16 protein-coding genes are annotated in these 20,684 nt (G+C 71.5%); 6 read left to right on the forward strand and 10 right to left on the reverse strand.

From position 1 onward, the window contains the following. Nucleotides 1-6 precede the first annotated feature (6 nt). The 4 genes from C1I93_RS01445 to C1I93_RS01460 are packed head-to-tail and all read right to left on the reverse strand — an operon-like array spanning nt 7 to nt 3,512. Nucleotides 7-1,227 (reverse strand): ABC transporter permease, encoded by a 1,221-nt coding sequence (locus tag C1I93_RS01445; RefSeq protein WP_111241356.1) that lies wholly within the window; start codon nt 1,225-1,227, stop codon nt 7-9. A 1-nt stretch (nt 1,228) separates the two neighbouring features. Further along, a complete protein-coding gene (locus C1I93_RS01450) occupies nt 1,229-1,912 on the reverse strand; it encodes an ABC transporter ATP-binding protein (RefSeq protein ID WP_212808755.1) in 684 nt (227 codons plus the stop codon). A gap of 8 nt (nt 1,913-1,920) precedes the next feature. Continuing rightward, complete coding sequence (locus tag C1I93_RS01455) at nt 1,921-3,009, reverse strand: efflux RND transporter periplasmic adaptor subunit (protein WP_111241358.1); 1,089 nt, start codon at nt 3,007-3,009, stop codon at nt 1,921-1,923. Next, nucleotides 3,006-3,512 (reverse strand): hypothetical protein, encoded by a 507-nt coding sequence (locus C1I93_RS01460; protein ID WP_111241359.1) that lies wholly within the window; start codon nt 3,510-3,512, stop codon nt 3,006-3,008. The genes C1I93_RS01455 and C1I93_RS01460 overlap by 4 nt, the downstream gene beginning before the upstream one ends. A gap of 209 nt (nt 3,513-3,721) precedes the next feature. Between C1I93_RS01460 and C1I93_RS01465 the strand changes: the two genes are divergently transcribed. From C1I93_RS01465 to C1I93_RS01480, 4 genes are read left to right on the forward strand one after another with little or no spacing between them, the layout of a single operon-like run. Further along, nucleotides 3,722-4,378, forward strand: a complete 657-nt coding sequence (locus C1I93_RS01465) for a response regulator transcription factor (RefSeq protein WP_181444960.1) — start codon at nt 3,722-3,724, stop codon at nt 4,376-4,378. Next, the gene (locus C1I93_RS01470) at nt 4,375-5,532 is read left to right on the forward strand and encodes a sensor histidine kinase (RefSeq protein WP_111241361.1); all 1,158 of its coding nucleotides are present in this window, start codon (nt 4,375-4,377) and stop codon (nt 5,530-5,532) included. Before C1I93_RS01465 ends, C1I93_RS01470 begins: the two co-directional genes overlap by 4 nt. 56 nt (nt 5,533-5,588) lie before the next feature. Beyond that, nucleotides 5,589-6,170: an RNA polymerase sigma factor gene (locus C1I93_RS01475; RefSeq protein WP_111241362.1), complete on the forward strand. Its 582-nt coding sequence runs from the start codon at nt 5,589-5,591 to the stop codon at nt 6,168-6,170. Continuing rightward, the gene (locus C1I93_RS01480; RefSeq protein WP_111241363.1) at nt 6,167-7,042 is read left to right on the forward strand and encodes a hypothetical protein; all 876 of its coding nucleotides are present in this window, start codon (nt 6,167-6,169) and stop codon (nt 7,040-7,042) included. Before C1I93_RS01475 ends, C1I93_RS01480 begins: the two co-directional genes overlap by 4 nt. A 97-nt stretch (nt 7,043-7,139) precedes the next feature. Here C1I93_RS01480 and C1I93_RS01485 read toward each other — a convergent pair whose 3' ends face one another. The 4 genes from C1I93_RS01485 to C1I93_RS01500 all read right to left on the reverse strand — a co-directional run bounded on the left by C1I93_RS01485 (nt 7,140) and on the right by C1I93_RS01500 (nt 16,407). Continuing rightward, a complete protein-coding gene (locus C1I93_RS01485; protein WP_111241364.1) occupies nt 7,140-12,602 on the reverse strand; it encodes an ATP-binding protein in 5,463 nt (1,820 codons plus the stop codon). A gap of 272 nt (nt 12,603-12,874) precedes the next feature. Then, nucleotides 12,875-13,591: a class F sortase gene (locus C1I93_RS01490; protein ID WP_111241365.1), complete on the reverse strand. Its 717-nt coding sequence runs from the start codon at nt 13,589-13,591 to the stop codon at nt 12,875-12,877. Between the two features lie 15 nt (nt 13,592-13,606). Beyond that, nucleotides 13,607-14,395 carry a hypothetical protein gene (locus C1I93_RS01495; protein WP_111241366.1) on the reverse strand — a complete coding sequence of 263 codons (789 nt, stop codon included), beginning with the start codon at nt 14,393-14,395 and terminating at the stop codon, nt 13,607-13,609. Between the two features lie 104 nt (nt 14,396-14,499). Beyond that, entirely contained in the window at nt 14,500-16,407 is a 1,908-nt protein-coding gene (locus tag C1I93_RS01500) for a serine/threonine-protein kinase (protein ID WP_111241367.1), read from the reverse strand. A 63-nt stretch (nt 16,408-16,470) separates the two neighbouring features. Between C1I93_RS01500 and sigK the strand changes: the two genes are divergently transcribed. After that, nucleotides 16,471-17,091, forward strand: coding sequence for an ECF RNA polymerase sigma factor SigK (gene sigK, locus C1I93_RS01505; RefSeq protein ID WP_111241368.1), 621 nt, complete (start codon nt 16,471-16,473; stop codon nt 17,089-17,091). After that, on the forward strand, nt 17,088-17,810 hold the full coding sequence (locus tag C1I93_RS01510) for an anti-sigma factor (RefSeq protein ID WP_111241380.1): 723 nt from the start codon (nt 17,088-17,090) through the stop codon (nt 17,808-17,810). Before sigK ends, C1I93_RS01510 begins: the two co-directional genes overlap by 4 nt. Nucleotides 17,811-17,824: 14 nt before the next feature. On the opposite strand, the gene C1I93_RS01515 is transcribed toward C1I93_RS01510, so the two are convergent. Continuing rightward, nucleotides 17,825-18,751: a DUF817 domain-containing protein gene (locus C1I93_RS01515; protein WP_111241369.1), complete on the reverse strand. Its 927-nt coding sequence runs from the start codon at nt 18,749-18,751 to the stop codon at nt 17,825-17,827. 143 nt (nt 18,752-18,894) lie between these two features. Continuing rightward, nucleotides 18,895-20,658, reverse strand: a complete 1,764-nt coding sequence (locus C1I93_RS01520) for a hypothetical protein (RefSeq protein ID WP_146603399.1) — start codon at nt 20,656-20,658, stop codon at nt 18,895-18,897. Between the last annotated feature and the right edge of the window lie 26 nt (nt 20,659-20,684).

Raw genomic sequence — 20,684 nt, forward strand, 5'->3', positions numbered from 1 at the left:
GTGCCGTCACACCGTGGCGAGTGCCTCAGTGGGTGCCAGCCGAGAGGCGCGGATCGCCGGATAGAGGCCGGCGAAACCACCGATCACCAGGGTCGCGGCGACACCGCCGAGGGTCGCCCAGGCCGGCACCACCGTCGGCCAGCCCTGGGACAGCGCGTACCCGCCGGTGACCAGGATGCCGAGCAGCACCCCGCCGATCCCGCCGAGCGCCGACAGCAGCAGCGACTCGGCGAGGAACTGGGTGCGGATCTGCCCCCGGGTGGCGCCGAGCGAGCGGCGCAGACCGATCTCGGCGCGCCGCTCCAGGACCGAGATGACCATCGTGTTGGCCACCCCGACCCCACCGACGAGCAGCGCCACCGCACCGAGGCCGAGCAGCAGCGCGGTGAACGTCTCGTCGGTGGCCTGGGCGGCGGCCAGGGCGTCCGACGGGCGGGAGACGTCCACCTCGTTCGGTGCCTCCGGGTTGGCCGTCGCGCCGAGCACCGCGCGGACCGCCTCGACCTGGTCGGCTTCACTGCGGGTGTAGACGGTGGTCGGGTGGCCGTCGAAGCCCAGGTGGCTGGCGGCGACCTCCCAACCGATCAGCGCCGAGCTGTCCAGCTCCGGCGCGAGCGGCGCCGGGGCGAGGACGCCCACCACGGTGAACCAGCGGCCACCGAGCCACACCTGCACGTCCGGGCCGGCGGTCGGCAGCCCGAGCCGCTCGGCAGCGGTCGCGCCGAGCACCACGGCCGGGTACCGGGCGGTGGCCGGGTTCAGCCAGGTGCCGCTCACCACCTCGACCCCGACCGTATCCAGCAGGCCGAGCTGTGCCGCCCGGACGGCGATGCCGCCGCTCTCCGCCGCCGGGACGCGGTCGGTCCGGTAGACGTTGCCGTCGACCTGGCCGGTGGCGGTCGCGTGGGTCACCGGCCCGATCCGGCTGATCATCGCGACCGCCTCGGACGGCAGTTGCGCGTCGCCGTTGAAGAGGGTCCGGCCCGGCGACACGGTGAGCAGGTTGGTGCCGAGCGCGGCGAGGGTGCGGTCCAGTTCGGCCCGCGACGACGAGGAGATCCCGACCACGGAGACCATCGCGGCGATGCCGATGGCGATGCCCAGTGCGGAGAGGAACGCCCGCAGCGGCCGGGTCCGCAACCCCACCCCGCCGACGCGGACCACGTCGGCCGCGGGCATCCGGGCCGGGACGAGCCGGGGGGACCGGTCCGGGGAGAGCACCGCCATCTCAGCTCACCCCGCTCGACACCGGCCGGGAGTCGGCGCGCAGCCGCCCGTCGCGCATCTGCACCTGGCGGGGCAGGCCGGCGGCGATCTCCCGATCGTGCGTGATCACCACGACGGTGGTCCCGGCCCGGTTGAGGTCGTGCAGCAGGTCGAGCACGGCCGTACCGGAGCTGGTGTCGAGGTTTCCGGTCGGCTCGTCGGCCAGCAGCACGGCCGGCTCGCCGACCACCGCGCGGGCCACCGCGACCCGCTGCCGCTCACCGCCGGAGAGTTCGTGCGGCCGGTGCCCGAGCCGGTGCCCGAGACCGACGCGGTGCAGCGCGGCCTCCGCGCGCCGCCGCCGCTCCCGTCGGGGTACGCCGGAGTAGAGCAGCCCGTCCGCCACGTTGTCCAGCACCGGTACGCCGGGTGCCAGGTGGAACTGCTGGAACACGAAACCGATCCGGCTGGCCCGCAGCGCGGAGAGTTGCCGGTCGGTCAGCCGCGCCACGTCGTGCCCGTCGATCAGGACGGTGCCCGAGCTGGGCCGGTCCAGCGTGCCGATCAGGTTCAGCATCGTCGACTTGCCGGAGCCGGACGGCCCGACGATCGCCACCAGCTCACCGGAGGCGATGCGCAGCGACACGTCGGCGAGGGCGACCACCCCGCCGGCGTACCGCTTGCCGACCTGGTCGAGCACGATCACGTCCGCGGTCACCGGGGCATCCCGACGGTCGTACCCTCGGTGATGCCGTCGCCGGTGACCTCGACCCGGCCGTTGGCGAACAGCCCGGTGGTGACCGCGACGATCCGGCGGGAACCGCCCTCGACGATCTCCAGCCCGTAGCCACCCTCGGCCAGGGCCAGCAGCGCGGCGACCGGGACGGTCAGCACGTCGGGGCGTTCGCTGACGGTGAAGGTCAGCTCGGCCGAGGCCCGGTCGAAGTCGGCCAGGGCCTTCTGGTCCTCGACGCTGACCACCACCTCGATCTTCGTCTCGGTGCCGGAGTCCCCGGACGTACCCGCCGACGTGCTCTTGACGACCGTCTCGACGGTGCTGATCTTCCCCTCGACCCGCTTGTTGTCGGGCAGCGTGATCTCGACCGACTCACCCCGCTTGGCCAGCCGCTGATCGTCGACGTCGAGTTCGGTGGTGACCAACCGATCGGTGCCGGTGTACGTGAGCACGGCCTGGCCGGGCTGCACGGCCGCCCCGACGTCGAGCTGATGCCCCTCGACCCGGACCGCGGAGTCGGCGTACACGATCTGGCCCAGCTCGACCCGGCCGGTCTCGGCCACCCCGAGGTCGTCCTGCCAGGCCTGGACCGCGTCGGCGGTGGCCCAGGTGTACTCGTCGTCCACGGTGAAGCCGGTGTAGCCGAGCGCCTTCAGGTTCCGCTCCAACTGCGCGACGTCCGCACCCTCGACGCCGGGCTGGAGAGTCCGGTACGCGGGCACCTTTCCGTAGAGCAGCACCACCGGATCACCGTCGACGGTGTAGAGCGCCTTCCCGCGCCGGACCGTGGCGCCGGCGTCGGGCAGCGCGGTGATCGTGCCGGACAGCCGGCTGGCGGCGGTCCGGCTGGGGCCGTACCCGAGTTCCCCGTCGACGGTCTCCGCGTCGGCGAGCGTCTGCTTGGTGACGGTGGCGCTGGCGGACGACACCTTGTCGGCCTCGGCCGCGTCATCCTCCGCGCCACCGCCGAAGCCGATCGCGGCGGCCACGCCGGCGACGGCGACGAGCAGCAGCGCCACGCCGCCGGCGACGGCTCCCAGACGGGTACGGCGGTGGGGCGGGGTCACCGGCCGCCCCCGAACTGCGGCGCGTACTGCCGGCACTTCTCCATCGCCGCCTGGAACGTCGGGTCATCCATGTCGAACCGGAAGGCGTCCCGATCGATCTGGATCCGGCCGTCCGCCGCCGGGTCCGGGAAGTCGGCTACGCCGTTCTCCCGCATGCACTTGGCCATCGCCCGCATCTGTTCGAGCTGCTGCGCGTCGAGCTGCGGCGGCTGGCCGCCGTTGGGCATCAACTCGCGACACTTCTCCATCGCCGCTTGGAGCTTGCTGCGGTCCACGTCACCGTTGAACTGGAACCTCGACCCGCCGTCACCCCCCGGATCAGGCATGTCCACACCGTTCTCCCGCATGCAGCGGGCGAATTCGAGCCGCTGTTCCTCTTCGCTGCCGCCGGTGCTGCCGCTCGCCGAGGCGGAGGCTGCGGCCCCGCCCCCACCGGCTGTCGCCACCTGAGTCCCGCTGTCGTCCTGGCCGGCGCACCCGGCCAGCGCGAACGCCAGCAGCACGGGGAGCAAGAGTGTTCTCCGTCGCATCGTCGGTGTCCCTTCCCAGCGTCCGGCGACCTTCGCCGAACGGTTCGCCCGGCGGCTGTGCGCCGGGACGCGTGCCCGGCGCATCCGCCGGACACCCGGACAGTTCAGCCGAGACCGCGTATCGCGGGCGTAACCGAATCCGTTTACGGCGGCGTTACCGCCGGTCGCGGCACTATTGGCCGGTGCGAGTGCTGGTGGTGGAGGACGAGGACGTGTTGGCGGACGCCATCGCGGAGTGGCTGCGCCGGGAGGCGTTCGCGGTCGACGTGGCGTACGACGGTGACGCCGCCCTGGAACGGCTGGGCGTCAACACGTACGAGGTGGTGGTTCTCGACCGGGACCTGCCGGTGGTGCACGGCGACGAGGTGTGCCGGGCGATCGTCGACGCGGGTGGCGAGACCCGGGTGCTGATGCTCACCGCGGCGGCGGCGGTCCGCGACCGGGTGGCCGGTCTCGCGCTGGGCGCCGACGACTACCTGGTGAAGCCGTTCGCGCTGGTGGAACTGGCTGCCCGGGTGCACGCGCTGACCCGGCGGGCCGGCCCGGTGGCGCCACCGACGCTGCGCCGGGCCGGGATCGTGGTCCAACCGGCCCGGCGTGAGGTCCACCGCGACGGCCGGCTCGTGCCGTTGACCCGTAAGGAGTTCGCGGTGCTCGTCGAGTTGCTGCGCGCGGACGGCGCGGTGGTCTCCGCCGAGGACCTGCTGGAGCGGGCCTGGGACGAGCACATCGACCCGTTCACCAACGTCGTCCGGGTCACCATGATGAAGCTGCGCCGCAAACTCGGTGACCCGCAGGTGGTGGAGACCGTGCCGGGAGTGGGGTACCGGATCCGATGAAACGGCTCAGCCTTCGCGGCCGGCTCACCCTGGTCTACGGCGGTCTCTTCCTGCTCGCCGGCATCGTCCTGCTCGGCGTCACGTACGTGCTGGTGGACCAGCGGACGCCACAGCCGTTCCGGACCGAGTTCCTGGACCGGGGCACGCTACCCACCCGCACGTACCCCAGCGAGCAGGACTTCGAGCGGTTCCGGGCGCTGATCCAGGACGTGCAGAGCGAGGCGAAGCGGGACGCGCTGGAGTCTCTGCTCACCCAGGGCGGCATCGCGCTTGTGGTGGTTTCGGCGGCGGCCGTCGCGATCGGTTGGTTGATCGCCGGCCGGGCGCTGCAACCCCTGCACCAGATCACCGGAACGGCCCGCCGGATCGCCAGCGCCGACTCCGCCGGGCGCGGACTGCACGAGCGGATCGCGTTGACCGGCCCCCGCGACGAGGTACGCGAACTCGCCGACACCTTCGACCAGATGCTGGAGCGGCTGGACCGTTCCTTCGACGGGCAACGGCGCTTCGTGGCGAACGCGTCGCACGAGCTGCGGACCCCGCTGACCATCAACCGGGCGCTTGTGGAGTTGGCGGTGAGCCGGCCGGACGCCCCGGCCGAGCTGCGCCGCCTCGGCGAGGCGCTGCTGTCGGTGAACGAGCGGCACGAGCGGCTCATCGACGGCCTGCTCACGCTCGCCGACTCGGAGAACGAGCTGACCGAACGCGCCGAGGTGGACCTGGCCGAGATCGCCGCGTACGTGATCGACCAGGCCGGGGCGGCGTCACCCGGCATCGCGGTGCGCCGATCGCTGGATCCGGCCCCGACGCAGGGCGACCCGGTGCTGCTGGAACGGTTGACGTTCAACCTGGTGGAGAACGCGTTACGGCACAACGTGCCGGCCGACGGCTGGGTGGAGGTGCGGACCGCGATGGCGGCCGGACGCCCGACGCTCGTGGTGGTCAACACCGGCCCGGTGGTGCCGGGCTACGACATCGAGACGATGTTCCAGCCGTTCCGGCGGTTGAGCCGGGAGCGACTGGCCGGGGCCCGCGGCTTCGGGCTGGGCCTGTCGATCGTACGGGCGGTGGCGCGGGCCCACGGCGGCACCGCCGAGGCCGCCCCGCGCCCCGGCGGCGGCCTGACCGTCACCGTCACCCTGCCGCCAGCCTGACGTCTCGGTGCGGGTCGGCGCCGCAACACCGATGGCGGTGCCGGCCATAGTTGGTTGTGACGCATCAGGTACGGCCGTCCGACGAGGAGCTGTGGTCTTCGATCACCGCCGGTGACGAGACGGCTTTTGGACGGCTCTTCGACCGCTACTCGCGTGCGATCTACAACCACGCCTTCCGGTTGACCGGCTCCTGGTCGACGGCGGAGGACGTCACCCAGACGACCTTCCTCGTCGCGTGGCGGCGGCGCCGGAAAGCCCACCTGGTGGCGGGTTCGGCATTGCCGTGGCTGCTTGTCGTCGCGACGAACACGGTGCGCTCGGAGTGGCGGTCGGCCCGCCGGTGGCTGGCGCTGCTGCGACGGGTACCGGCAGCGGAACACGCCGACGGCGATCTCGCCGACGAGGTCGTCGCCCGGTTGGACGACGAGCGGCAGATGGCCGCTCTGCTCGCGGCCGTACGTCAGCTTCCGCCGGCCGAGCGGGAGGCGGTGGCGTTGTGCCTGTGGTCGGGCGTGTCGTACGCGGATGCGGCATCGGTGTGGGGAATCAGCGAGGTGGCGGTGCGATCGAGGGTGAGTCGTGCCCGCAGTCGCCTGGCCGGCCTGCTGTCCGAGAAGATTCAGGAGGCGAAACGATGAACGACATGCTTGAACCGCCGGCGGAGCGGGACCTGCCGCCGCGTGCGGCGTACGCGATGCGGGCCCGACTGTTGCGCGCGACCGGGCACCGTCCGGCCCGCGCGGGACGGCGGAGGATCGCCGTGGCCGGGTTGGCGCTGTCGCTCGCGACCGCTGGCGTGGTGGCCGGGGTGTGGGACCGTCCGGACCGGCCGACTGAATCGGGACCGGGGGTACGTCTGGTGGCCATGGGGGTCGCCGAGGCGTCACCGACTTCGCGCGACGCGGCCGAGCGGTGCCTGAGTTGGTTCGCCAGGGAAAGCGGCACCGGCTCGGTGCGGGGTGGGCAGCGGTTCCGGCTGACCATAGACGATCTCGCGGTGTCGATCGATGCGGATGATCGCACGCTGGTGTTGTTCATGAACGACGCCGGCTACGCGACCTGTGACTCCCGGGTGCTGGGGGTGCAGGCGCCCGGCGACACGGCGGTGGGCGGCAGCGTCGCCCAGGACCGCTGGCCGCGCGGCGGCTGGCTGCCGGGGCCGGTGCAGCGGCTGCTGTTGACCACGACCGAGGCCGACGGCGGGGACGTCGCGGTCAGCGGCCGGGTCAGCGCCCGGGTCGCCCGACTGGTGCTCGACCACGGCGACGGCCGGACCACCACCGCGCGGCTCTCCGACGGTGCGTTCGGTCTGCTGACGACCGACGCCCGACTCACCGCAGCAGACAATCCGGAGCTGGCCAGCTACGACGCCGAGGGCACGGAGATCGACAGGCGTCCGCTGTTCCAGGCCGAGGACCAGCTCGCCCACTGTTACACCACGCCGGCGGGCGAGGTGGTCTACGGCAAGCCCGCCGCCGACTGCCGCCCGGCAGAGCCCTGGCAACGCTGAGGTGCCGGACCGCACACCCCACCACCCGCGCTGATCATGAAGTTATTGCCCTAGGAAGGCGATTTCCAGGGCAATAACTTCATGATCAACCAGTGGGTCAGGACGAGGTGCGAGGGGCTTGGATGGACTCGATCACTCGGGGACGGAGTTCGGCGGCGCGGATGACGGCGTCGACCGAGCCGACCTCGACCGCGCGCTGGATGTTGTGCACCCGGTCGAACTCCGCGGCCACCTCGCCGAGCTTCTCCGCGTGCACCGACGAGCGCAGTTCGTCGAGTTCGGCGGTGAGCGTGGCCCGGTCGGCACCGCTGGCGGCGGCGACCCGGGCCTCCAGGTCGCGTACCCGGGAATCGGCCGCGGTGCGGGACTTGACCTCGCCGGCGAAGACCACGGCGGCGGCCGGAGCGCCACCGAGCACCGACGCGAACGAGCCCTCCAACGCCAGCACCGTCATGTTCGGGTTCAGCGCCTTCGAGAAGACCACGAACGCACCACCGTGGTACCGCGAGATCACACAGAACACGATGGGCCCGCGGAAGTTCACGATGGCCCGGCCGATCTCCGCGCCGTACTCCAGTTGCAGCTTGCGCATCGACTCGGGTGAGCCGTCGAAGCCGGAGAGGTTCGCCAGCACCACCAGCGGGCGGTTGCCGCTGGCCGCGTTGATCGCCCGCGCGGCCTTCTTCGACGAGCGCGGGAAGAGCGTGCCGGCGGTGTAGGTGTCCGGGCCGTCGGTGGGCGGGAAACCGCGCCGGGGGACCGAGCGGGACTCGATGCCCAGCAGGCACACCGGGATGCCGCCGAGATGCACGTCCTGCACCACTGCGGTCTCCGCGTCGGCCATGCCCGCCCAACGTTCCAGCACCGGGTGGTCCTGGTCGGCGAGCGCCCGCATCACCGTCCGGATGTCGAACGGCTTCTTGCGCTCCGGGTTGGCGGTGCTGGAGAAGATCTCGCCGACGGTGGCGAAGTCGCTGCCGGCCACGGTGTGCGGGAAGTCGGAGATGTCGCGGTCGACAGGGTCGATGGTGGTGGTCCGGCGCGGCCCCGCCTCACCCGGTACGACGTACGTGTGGTCGTAGTGCGACATCAGCACGTCCCGGGCGGCCGGCAGGTCCGGCGCCCAGTACTGCGCCTGCCCGTTCGGGCCCATCACCCGGTCGTAGCCGCCGATGCCGAAGTTGTCCTCGGCGGACACCCCACCGGAGAAGTCGAGCGACTGCTTGCCGGTGAGCACCATCGCCGAGTCCGGCGTCATCACCAGGATGCCCTTGGTGTGCATGAGCATCGTCGCCTCGGCGTTCCAGTACGGCTGCGCACCGACGTTGATGCCCGCCACCACGATGTTGATCTCACCGCCGTCCTGGGTGAACTCGACGATCCGCTTGAGCGCCGCCGCCACCCAGTCCATGTTCTCGGTGCCCGACGTCATCGAGATCCGGGCCCCGGCGGAGAGCGCGTACCACTCCAGCGGCACCCGCATCCGCTCGGCCAGGTCCAGCGCGGCGATCACCCGCCGGCACTCCGGTTCGGAGAGGGCACCCAGCGACTTCGTGGGATCGCCGAGCAGCACGACCCGGCTGATGCCCTCCGGGTGTCGCGAGGTCACTGTGGTGACCACACCGGCGACGATCGCCGCCCGGTTGCGCCCCTTCGGCCGGTCGACCGGCACCAGCACGTGGTTCTCGTCCAGGTCGTGCTCGACGAAGTCACCGAGCAGCCGGGTCAGCTCGTACGGGTAGACCGTGTTGCGGCTGCTCGCGCGCAGCACCTTGAGCCGGTAGTCGTCGAGCGGCTCCACCGCGTCCACCGGCGGCTCACCGATGGTCAGCTCGGCCTCGCCGGTGGCGTCGAAGGAGATCCGTACGCCCACCTTCGTCAGCTCTCCGGTGGCCCGGTTGCGCTGCCGGGCGATGAAGAGGATCTCCTCCAGGCCGGCACCGATCGTCGTCGGCCGGACCCGACCGGCGATCATCTCCATCTCGGCGCGGGTGAGTTCGCTCGGCGGCCAGACGTAGATCACGATCCGGTTGGTGGGGAAGCGGGTCTTCGACGGCCGTCGCGACTGGGCGCGGCGGATCGAGTCGAGGCAGGCGGCGACGGCGTCCTCGGTCGTCGGCAGGGCGACCAACCGGCCATCCTGCTCCCGCAGCTCGGTCAGGTCACGCACCTGCGCGAACGCGACGAGACGCTCGTCGGAGGGGTTCTCCCGGGCCACGCACTGGAAGAGGTAGACCTCCTCGTCCGCCGACGGCAGCCGGGTCAGGTCGAACTTGTGCAGCCGCTCCAGCTGCATCCGCTGCGCGATGTACGGGTGCAGGCCACGGATCAGCCGCTCCTCGACCATCCCGGTGCTGGCCGGACGGAACGTGAAGTGGTGGTGCATCACCGCCCCGCCGCGCCCGGCGACGGTGGTGGTGAGCCGGTGCACCTGGCGCGGCAGCGGATGCGCGTTGATCACGTCGAGTAGCGTGGCGGCCGTCGCGTCGAAGTCCTCCGGCTGGTTCTCCCAGGCCAGGTAGATGTCGGCGTCGATGGCGTCGCCGTCGCCCGCCAACTCGGCGAGCCCCCGCAGCGCGCCACCGAGCGCGTCGAAGTTCACCGCGGCGGAGACGACGCTGGAGTCGGCCCGGTCGGCGACCACGAAGGTGCAGCCGGCGACGGCGCGGGTGCGTACGCCGGTCAGCCGCTTGTTGCCGTAGTACCGCCGGGTCAGCACCTCAAGCATCACCGCGTTGTCCAGGTGGTCCCGGACGAGCCGCTGGCCGAGCAGCCGGACCAGTGGCTCGGTGCTGCGTACCATCGCCGCGATCCGGTCGGCGCGGTCCGGGGAGTCCGGGTGCGTGTCCAGGTGCCGCAGGTGACCGCGTACCTCGGCGTAGACCCGGGCCCGGTTGCGGCGCAGCAGCGGCTGGGCGAACCAGGCGAACACCACGCCCCGCGCCAGGTCGGCGACCACCGGGAAGCGGACCTGCGTCGCGGCCACCAGCCGCTCCAGCGCGAGCCCGGCCGGCTCCCGGAGCGCCTGCTCCGGCGGCGGTTCGCGCAGCCAGGACCGGAGCAGCGTGGCGATGACCGAGGCGTCGGTGGCACCGCGCTGCTGGGCGAGGAAGATCCGGAAGACGGCGGCTTCCAGCTCGGGGGAGCGTTCCAGGTCGGTGACGCCGTAGTGGCCGAGCGCCCGGGAGAGCCGGGCCTGGAACGCGTCCGGCAGCCCGGCCCGCTCGACGTCGAGGCTCTGCAGGTAGGTGTGGAAGTACTCGCGGGCGCTGTGCAGGTGGGCCCCGCCGTCCTCACCGCTGGGCCGGTTGCGGCTCAGCTCGGCGAGGTCGGCGAACGCGTTGACCAGGTCGATCTCCTCGGCCAGCGGCCGATGCCCGTCCTCGGTCGCGGCCTGCCGCGCGGCGAGGTAGTCGTCGAGCACCCGGCGGTCGTCGTGCGGGTCGACGTCGAAGCCGAGCAGCAGCCCGCGCAGATCCTCCTGGCAGCGGCGGACCTGCTGGGCCGCCGGGGCCGCGCTGGCCGCGGCGGGCAGGTCCAGTTCGACGGCGGTGGTCGGTGCCTCGGCCGCCTCGTCGGCCTCGTCGCTGAGCGGCTCCAGCCGCAGCAGCGCCGCGCCGGCCTCCACCTGGCTGCCCACCGAGACGGAACATTCCCGCAGCCGTGCCTTGAACGGTGCCCGCAGCACCGTCTCCATCTTCATGGCCTCCAGCACCAGCACCGGTGCGCCCGCCTCGACCTCGGTGCCGACCTCCAGCGGGGTGGCGACCACCAGCGCGGGCATCGGCGAGCGGAGCACGCCGCCCTCGTCACGGCTGACCCGGTGGGTGACCCCGTCCACCTCGATCAGGTGGACCGGCCCGTGGGTGCCGGTGAGCAGCCGGTACCGGGTGCCGTTGACCACGATCTGACCGGTGTGCCTGTCGAAACGGTCGAGTTCGACATCGGCGGTACGCACCGCGCTGCCCGCCTCGATGCCGACCCGGAACCGGTGCGCGCCGATCCGGGCCACCCGGGTGCGGTAGCCGACCCCGCGCAGCTTGAGGTCCAACGGCCGGCCGCTGGCGTGCCGCACCTGCGGCCGACCACCGGCCGCCGTCGCCAGCAGCCGCTGCCGCTCGACGCGCTCCTCTTCCTCGTACGCCTCGATGGCGGCGGCCGCCAGCGCGACGGCGGAGTGCCGGTGCCCGACCAGCCGGCCCTCGCCCCGGACCCGGTCGATCCAGCCGGTGTCCGCGCTGGCGTCGATCACCTCGGGCTGATCCAGCAGGTCGAGCACGAAGCTCTTGTTCGTGGCACCGCCCTCGATGATCACTGTGGTGTTCGCCATGGCCCGCCGCAGCCGGCCGAGCGCCTCGTCGCGATCCCGCCCATACGCGATGATCTTGGCGATCATGGAGTCGAAGTCGGCGGGGATGGTGTCACCCTCGCTGACCCCGGTGTCCACCCGGATGCCCGGCCCGGCGGGCAGGTCCAGCCGGGCGATCCGGCCCGGTGAGGGCGCGAAGTCGCGGTCCGGGTCCTCGGCGTTCAGCCGGGCCTCGATGGCGTGCCCCCGCTCCAGCGGCGGCGAGCCCTCCAGCCGGCCCCCCGACGCCACGTGCAGTTGCGCCTTGACCAGGTCGAATCCCGTGGTGGCCTCGGTGATCGGATGCTCGACCTGCAACCGGGTGTTGACCTCCAGGAAGGCGAACAGCCGGTCGCCGGGGTGGTAGAGGAACTCGACGGTGGCCGCGCCCCGGTAACCGACCGCGACGGCCAGCCGCTCGGCGGACGCCTTCAGCTCGGCGGCCTGGTCCGCGTCGAGCACCGGCGACGACGACTCCTCGATGACCTTCTGGTTGCGCCGCTGCACCGAACAGTCCCGGACGCCGAGCGCCCACGCGGTGCCCTGACCGTCGGCGATCACCTGCACCTCGACGTGCCGGGCACCGGTGACCAGGCGCTCCAGGAACACGATGCCGCTGCCGAACGCCCGTGCCGCCTCCTGGCTGGTGCGCTCGTACGCGTCGACCAGCTCGGCCTCATTGTTGATCACGCGGATGCCCCGCCCGCCGCCACCCGCGGTCGCCTTCAGCATCAGCGGGTAGCCGATCCCGGCCGCGGCGGTCCGCGCGGCGTCCAGGCTCTCGACCGCGCCCCGGCTCCACGGCGCGACAGGTACGCCGACCTCCTCGGCGATCAGCTTCGCGCCGATCTTGTCGCCGAGTTGCCGCATGGCGTCCGCGTGCGGCCCGATGAAGGTGACGCCGACCTTCTCGCACAGCTCCGCGAACGCCGGATCCTCGGCGACGAAGCCCCAACCGACCCAGGCGGCGTCCGCCCCGGTCTCCACCAGCGCCCGCTCCAGCACCTTCAGATCGAGGTACGGGCGTCGGGACGCGGGCCCGAGGTCGTAGGCGATGTCCGCGGAGCGGACGAAAGCGGCGGTACGGTCGACGTCGGTGTAAAGGGCGACAGTCTCGACCCGCGCCCCGGTCTCGGCAGCCAGCTCTCGGACCGCGTGGATGAGCCGCATCGCGGCCTCACCACGGTTGACGATGGCGATACGGCTGAACACCCGATCGACCCCTCCGCTAGACCTACCTCGAACGATGCCTCAGGCTGGCAACCCCGGCAGCAATCACCTTTGTGCCTACGGGCCGACCACGCCATACCGTAACCACCGAACCCTACGTGGCCGCGATTGTAGGAACCCGACAAAATCTTTTGGCTGTCGCAGCCCAGCCCGGTGAGCCGCGCTGGTTGCGGCACGCCGTCCGGGCCGGCAGAGGCCACAGGTTGCCGCGTCTCGTGCACCAGCGCTCAGCGGGCACCTGCTCGCGTCGGTGGCTAGGCCGGATGGGCGTGGGCGAGCGTGGCGTAGACGATGATGTTGTCGCGGTAGCTGTTCCGGGCGCCGTCGAACTCGCCGCCGCAGGTGATCAGCCGTAGCGCGGCGTGGTCGGTGGGCCCGTAGACGGCCTCGCTCGGAAAGTCGTCCTTCGGGTGCCGTTCGACTTTGATGACGGTGAACATGGCCCGACTGCCGTCGGCGCGGTCGATGGTGATGCCGGCACCGGGTTCGAGGTCGACGAGATCGTGGAAGCTTCCGTCGTGGCCCTTCCAGTCGACGTGGCCGGCGAGTACGGCGGGCCCGAGGGCGCCGGGCGTGGGGGCCCTGGTGTACCAGCCGACGTCGGTGGCGGAGTCGGGCACCTGCATCGTCCCGTCGGCTTGCAGGCCGAGCGGCACGGTTTCGGCGCTGACCTTCAGCGACGGGATGGACACCCTGGTCGGAGCTGCGCTGGACATCAGCGGCCCCGAAGTCAGTTCACCCCGCTGACCGTCCGTCCGCGCAGCGCCGTCGGGTGCCATGCCGCCGTCGGGTGCCGTGCCGCTGTCCGGTGCAGCGGTGGCGGTCGTCGACGGGGAAGCGTCCGGTCGGTCAGCCACGAGGCGTCCAATGTTGATGGTGACGGCTGCGGTGAGGGCGAGCGTGGCGGCCACCGCCAGGAGCGTTCGCCCCCGGTAGTGGCCGGCTCGCGCACCGGGTTCGCCGATGGTCATCGCTCGGGCTCCGGGTCAGCTCTGTCGGGCCGGTCGACGACGCAGGCCGACGAGCACGGCGATGCCGAGCAGCGCCGCACCACCGGCCGCGTACCGGCCGAGGCTCGCCGAGTCGGCGCTGCTGCCGTCGCCCGTGGCGACTCCACCAGCGGGAACGGAACCCGCGGCGGCGCCGCTGACCATGCCGCAGGTGGCGGGGTCGGTGGCCTCGGCCGGGATGCCGTTCACGCCGACGGACTTGGCGAAGGTCGATTCGCCGAGGGCCTCCATGTCGTACTTGCCGTTGTCGTTGGCGTCGATCCCGTGCTGCACGATGTGCAGGTCCTTGAGGTGCTCGATGGTGCCGGCCGGCAGCTCGGCGGCGGGGATGGTGCGCGCGTAGGTGAGGTTGCCGTCGCCGTCAGCGGTGGGCATCCGGTCCACCGCCAGCCCACTGGCCTTGGTCATGTCCCCGGTGGTGGTCAGGGAGATGAAGATGTCCCCGTACATCTTCAACCCTTCCTCGGTGCTGACGAACCCGTTGCCGTCGGCGTCAGCGGACTTGTCGGGGCAGTGGAAGTCCATGCCGTCGACCGAGCCGTGGATGTGCTGGGCATGCGGCGAGTTCGGCGTCATGCCCTGCGACTTGATCTCCACCCGCAGGTCGCCGTCGTTGGTCGCGGTGAGCGTGGCGGTGCCGGTGGCACCGGTCTCGTTCAGATCCAGGAGCTTGACCTGGACACTCTCATCGGCGTGCGCCGCGCCCGGGAAGGCGAAGACCAGCGCGACCGCGGGCAGGGCGAGCAGGGTACGGGACAGTCTCACGGTATGTCTCCCATCGCTGACCCCGGCCACCGTGCCGGGGTGTCGTCACCCGGTATTCGTCTCTGGTGCTTGTTCGGATGGGTCGGAGATTCCGGGAAACCGTCTCAGCCGGAGCGCCGGAAGCTGTCGGACAACACCCGGTAGACGGCCTCGCCGTCGGCCCAGCCGGCGTCGGGGGTGACCCAGGTCAGCGCGTACGCCTTGCCGGGCCCGGTGCCGTTGACCAGTAGCCGCCGGGCATGCTGCCGTTGCCCGGCCGGGCTGTCCCAGGTGTACTCCCATTCGGCGGCGCCGCCGGGACGGATCAGCGGCCCGATGCTGATCTTCGTGTAGCCGGGCAGCGCGCCAGCCGCAGTCAGGCGATCGGCCTCGGCCCGCCAGTGGTCACTCGGAATCTTGCGCCGGCTGACCGCCAGGTCGACAGCGAGAAACCGATCGCCGCGCGGATCCGCCAGGCAGATCACGTCGCCATCGAAGAAACGCCACCAACCCGGTGGCACCGCGAGGTGGAAGTCCTCCTCGTCGACGTGCCACGACCAGCCGGGCGGCAGGGCATCGCGGTCGCCGCCCGTAGGCCGTCCCGACGAGACCACGCGCGCCGCAGCTCGTGACGGTGTCAGGCACGCAGCGGCCGGAACCGTGCTGGTCGCCGCACTGAGCGGAGCCGGACTGCCGGTGGCGGCGGGCGAAGCTCCATCGGCAGCCGCGCCCGCGTCCGAGCCCGGATCCGCATCCGCATCCGCATCCGCATCCGCGCCCGCGCTGGTGTCGGTGTCCGCGTCGGGGCCGGCGTCGGTGCTGGTGCCGATGACCGTGCCGTGCAGACCGCCGAGGGCGCGTTGCGCACCGACCACGGTCAGGCCGCCGGCCGCCGCCAGCGCGACCAGTGCGGCCACCAGGGTCGCTGCACTGCGCAGGCCGGTCCGACCGTCGGCCCGTGTCGCCGGCAGCAGCGCCGTGTCGTCGTGCTGATCGGCCGGGCTGGCTGCACCGGGCAGTACCTGCGTGGTCGCGCCAGATCCGGTGTCGGGAAGCCGTTCGGTGCGGTCGTCCGGCCGGCTGGTCGGCACCACCCAGGTCGCGTCGGCGGCGTCTGTGCTGGCAGCGTCGGGTCGTACGCCCAGGTGGAACGACCGGGTCGGAGCGGGCGCGGTGCCGGCGATCTTGCGTAACCTCCGGGCCACCTGGGCGGCGTCCGGACGCCGGCGTACCTCCCGTTCCAGTAGCCCTTCGATGACCCGCTTCAGGGGACCGGCGCGATGCATCTGGTCCGGCGGATCGGTGGACAGGGCCAGCAGCGTCTCCACCAGTCCGGTCCGGCCGTACGGTGGACGCCCCTCGACCGCGGCGTACAGCGTCGCACCGAGCGCCCACAGGTCCGCCTCCGGCGACGACACGCCGGTGCGGACCCGTTCCGGCGCCACGTACTGCGGTGAGGTGCCGATCCCCCAGGACTGGCTGACCGCCGCCGCGCCCTCGATCGCCGCGGACCCGAAGCCGGCCAGCATCGCCCGCCCGTCCTCGGCCAGCAGTACGTTGCGGGGCGTGACGTCGCGGTGCAGCACCCCCGCCCGATGCGCCGCGCGCAGCGCCTCCACCAGCTCGATCCCGATCCGGGCGACCGACTTGACCGGCAGCGGACCGTCATCGGTGAGCACCCGGTGCAACGAGCGCGAGGGCACGTACTGCATGACGATCCATGGCCGGTCGACAACCGAGACCACGTCGTAGACCCAGACCACATTCGGGTGATCCAGCTGGGCCGCTGCCCGCGCCTCCCGCAGGGTCCGCCGACGAAGGTCGGCGCTCTCCTCGGCGGACAGGCTGGCGCGGAACAGCACTTCCTTCAGGGCGACCTCGCGGCCGAGCAGATCGTCGCGGGCCAACCAGATCCGACCCATCGCGCTCTGGCTGATGCATCGAATCAGCCGATAGCGCCCGATATGCTGCGCATCTTCCATCATGCGCGGTATTCGTAGCGAGTAGCGAACTGGATGGGTGTGCGGGGCCATCCGATCCCCGGGCCGTCTCGAACCAGACGCGAGCGGTATGCGTGGACGGAAAGGTGACAGCAGATGGGGGAATCCGGCAAGGATCGGGTTCGTCGCTGGCGACCGGTGGCCCTGAGTTCGCCACAGGCGCCGAGCGTGGAGGAGTTGCTGCGGCAGGTGGGGCGGGGCGACCAGGCGGCATTCGCCAGCCTGTTCGACGCCGTCATCGGCAAGGTGCTCGGTCTGGCCAGTCGGGTGCTGCGTAACCCGCAACTCGCCGAGGAGGTCGCCCAGGAGGTCATGGTGCAGGTGTGGCGTACCGCGGCCCGCTTCGACGCCGAGCGCGGGTCCGGCCTCGCCTGGGTGCTGACCTTGACGCACCGGCGCGCGGTCGATCGGGTACGCGCGGAGCAGGCGCTGACGGATCGGACCGAGCGCGTCGCGGCGATGGACGCGCAGGTGCCGCATGACCAGGTCGCCGAAGCCGTCAGTGCCCGACTGGACCGCGAGCAGGTGCGGCGCTGCCTGGGTCGACTGACCGACCTGCAACGGGAGGCGGTGACGTTGGCCTACTACGAGGGCTACACCTACCGGCAGGTCGCCGAGCGGCTGGACGCACCGTTACCGACGATCAAGAGCCGTATGCGGGACGGGCTGATCCGGATGCGCGACTGCCTCGGCGTGACGATGGGAGAGCGGGCGTGAGCGGCGACATCCACACTCTGGCCGGCGCGTACGCCCTCGACGCGGTCGACGACCTGGAGCGGACAGCGTTCGAACGACACCTGGCGGCGTGCGAAACCTGTCGCCTGGAGGTGGCCGAACTGCGGGAGACCGCCGCCCGCCTCGCCGACGACGTGCCCGACAACGCGGCGCTGCCGGCCGGGCTGCGGGAACGGACCCTGGCCCTCGCGGCGCGGACCCCGCAGGAGCGCGTCGACTCCCCGACGGGCCGTCGCCTGGGCGGCTGGCGGCAGTGGGTGGCCGCCGCGGTGGTGGCAGCGGTCGCGGCGGCTGGCAGCAGCGCGGTCACCTGGGCACTGGTCGACCGTAACCAGCCGGACCGGACGGTCGCCGAGCAGACCCGCCGGATCGCCGAGGTGATCGGTGCCCCCGACGCGCGGGTGTTCCAGGGGACGATCGACGGTGGTGGCAGCGCCACGCTGGTCGCCTCCGCGCAACGCGATCAGGCGGTCGTGGTGCTGCGGGATCTGCCGAGCCCGGGAACGGGCCGCGCCTACCAACTGTGGCTGATCCCGACGACCGGAGCGGCTCGACAGGCCGGTCTGTTGCCCGGTGGCGACACGACCGCGACGACGGTCGTCGGGCCGCTGGTCGACGTGCAGGCGTTCGGTGTGTCCAATGAACCCGAAGCCGGGTCGCCAGCGCCGACCGACGTCGTCGCGCTGCTGCCGCTGGAGTGACGAGGTGCTGTTCGCTAGGCGGCGTCGGTCCGGGCCGCCGACTCCAGTCGCTGGCGATCATCGGGCGGCTGGGTCGGTTCGGGCGGTTGGGGCGGTGCGATCCAGGTGACCAGCACCACCGAAATGATCATGAGGAGGAACCAGGAGGCCAGTTTCGTCAGCGACACCGGATGCCAACCGTCCACCTGGCTGGGGTAGAGCCAGGCGTTCGACCAGGTGGCGATGTTCTCGGCGAGCCAGATGAAGAAGGCGACGAGGAGGAAGGCCAGCAGCAGCGGCATCCGCCAGTGCAGCCGGAAGATGCGGAACCGCATGACACAGCGGCCGAACACCAACGCCACGATGGCGATGAGCAGCCACCGGACGTCCTGCACATAGTGGTTGGTGAAGAAGTTGAGGTAGATCGCGGCGGCCACGCCGGCGGTCAGCCAGCGCCTCGGATACCGGCTGAATCGCAGGTCGAAGAGTCGATTCACGCGCACCATGTAGGAGCCGACCGCGGCGTACATGAACCCGCTGAACAGCGGCACCGCGCCGAGCCGGAGTACGCCGTCGGGTTCGTACGTCCAGGAGCCGATGTGTGTCTTGAACAGCTCCATGATCGTGCCGACCAGATGGAACAGCACCACCACCCGCAGCTCACGCAGGGACTCCAGGCGCCCGAGCAGCATGGCGATCTGGATGGCGATCGCGGCGACGGTCAGGAAGTCGTTGCGGGCCAGCGGCGCATCCGCCGGATACCACAGATGCGCCGCGAGGATGACCGCCAGCATCGCTGCACCGAAGACACACGCCCAGGCCTGCTTGAGCCCGAACACCAGGAACTCGGTCAGCCAGCCGACCGGCCCGCGCTGAGGCAGCCGGGCCAGGACCGCGCGGAACCGGGCGTCGATGGCGCGTTCGGTGGTGGTCAGGGAGACTGCTCCGTCAGGGGTATCCATCGGCCCTGACGCTAGCGGGTCGGTGCAGGTCAACTCGCCCCTGGTGGGGTTCGGGCCGGCCTCCTGGGGCGTTGTAGGTTGCCTCTCATGAGCCACACCCGAGCGGCGCTTTACCTCGACTTCGACAACGTGTTCGGCGGGCTCTACCGACGTACGGTGACCTTGGCGCTGGTGGCCTTGCCGTCGGTGTACCCGGCCTTGCGGGCGATCACCATGACGGTGAGCGTCTTGCCGCGCATCGCGGAGGTCAACTTCAGCGTCTTCCCGGTCGCCCCGCGGATGACCTTCCCGTTGAGCCGCCACTCGTAGCGGTAGGAGTCCACCTTCGGTGACCAGGTGCCGACCGAGGCGGTCACCTTCCGGCCCACCTTGGGCGTGCCGGTGACCTTGGGCTTCTTCGTCGCCTTGGGCGCCTTGCCCTTGGCGACCGCGCTGGTGGCCTTGGAGGTGGCTTTGCCGTCCGGGTGACCGGGCAGGAGCGCGGTCACGGTGACCGTGAGTTTCTTGCCGAGCAGGTTCACCGGGATGGTGATCGACGCACTGGTCGCACCCTTGATCGCGCTGCCGTTCGCCGCCCACTGGTATCGGTACGACGTCGCGGCGGGTGTCCACGCGCCGGTGCTGGCCTTCACCACGCTGCCCACGGAGACCGTCCCGCTGACCGCCGGCAGCTTCGTGGCCTTCGGCGCCGGCGGCGGCACGATCTGCAGCTTCATGGGCATCGTCACCGAGTACCCGAGTTCGTTGTGGGGGTGCAGGACCACCGTGGCCGGTCCGGTGGCCACGCCGGTGAGGTCCACGAAGACGTTCATCTGCTGGCGCGGGCCGGTCGTCTGGTGGTTCCGGGCCCGCACCGGCGGGCCGCTGGCCGGAATGACCTCCACGATGTCCTGTAACTGCAGGTCGAAGCCGTGCAGCTCCAGCATGTGCACCTCGCCCGTGGTCACCGAGCTGGGGTAGAGGTAGTCCAGGGTGAGCGGTCGGTTCTCGATCGTGAAGTCGTACTCGTTGACCGACGAGAGGGTGCCGTTGCTGGCCACGCTGTCGACGCGAAGCTGGTAGCTGCCGACGGCGGGTGGCGTCCAGGAAACGGTGGCCGTGCCGTCCGGGCCGACCGGCACGGTGACCGTCGGCTCGCTGTTGATCCGGTAGCGGAACGTCGTCGAGTCGGGCATTCCGGCGGCGAAGGTGAAGGTGCCCGGCCAGACCCGTCCGACGCCCTTGGTCGGGAACGCGGTCGAGGTCACGTGGGGGCGGTTGGACCTCGACCAGAGCGTGACGGAGGTGCGTGTCTGCACGCCGGCGGCGTTGCGGGCGAAGACGGAGATGTAGTGGCTGCCCTTGACGGTGGGCAGCAGCGGGAAGCTGGCGGTGCCGTCGGCCGCGGGCGTCAGGATCAGTGGATTGGCATGGTCGCTGTTCACCACGACCACGTACTCGGTGGGGTTCACCATCCGGGTCCGTGCCACGAAGGTGGCGGGTTCCACCCAGCCCAACCCGCCGGAGTACCCGACCTGCGGGCTCGCCCCATCGACCTCGTAGCCGATGTAGCGCCTGGCGGAGACCGTGCCGTCGGCGCTCACACTCCGCACCGTCAGGTTGTTGATCTCATGGTGGATGGCCGTCCAGGTGAGGTCCGCGGTCCCGTCCGGGTGCGCGGCCACGCTGCCCGTGTCGTACGCCGTTCCGAAGACGTCGCGCAGCTCGTAGCGGTACGACACGACCTGGGGCGCCCCCGGCAGCAGGCGTACCGTCCGGGAATCCCCGACCACCAACTTCTGGCCGTCCTCGGCCGGATCGGCGAGGCGCGGGCTGTCGTCCACTGTGTTGCTGACCGCCACGGCCGGCGTGGCGACCGGTACGACCGCCGCCGTTGCGCTGAGCGCCGCCACCGCGAGCACTGCCACGATCCGTCGACGCGAGCGTGAGCCGA

Origin of the sequence: Micromonospora endophytica, assembly GCF_003236305.1 — a bacterium.
GTDB classification, from domain to species: Bacteria; Actinomycetota; Actinomycetes; order Mycobacteriales; family Micromonosporaceae; genus Micromonospora; species Micromonospora endophytica.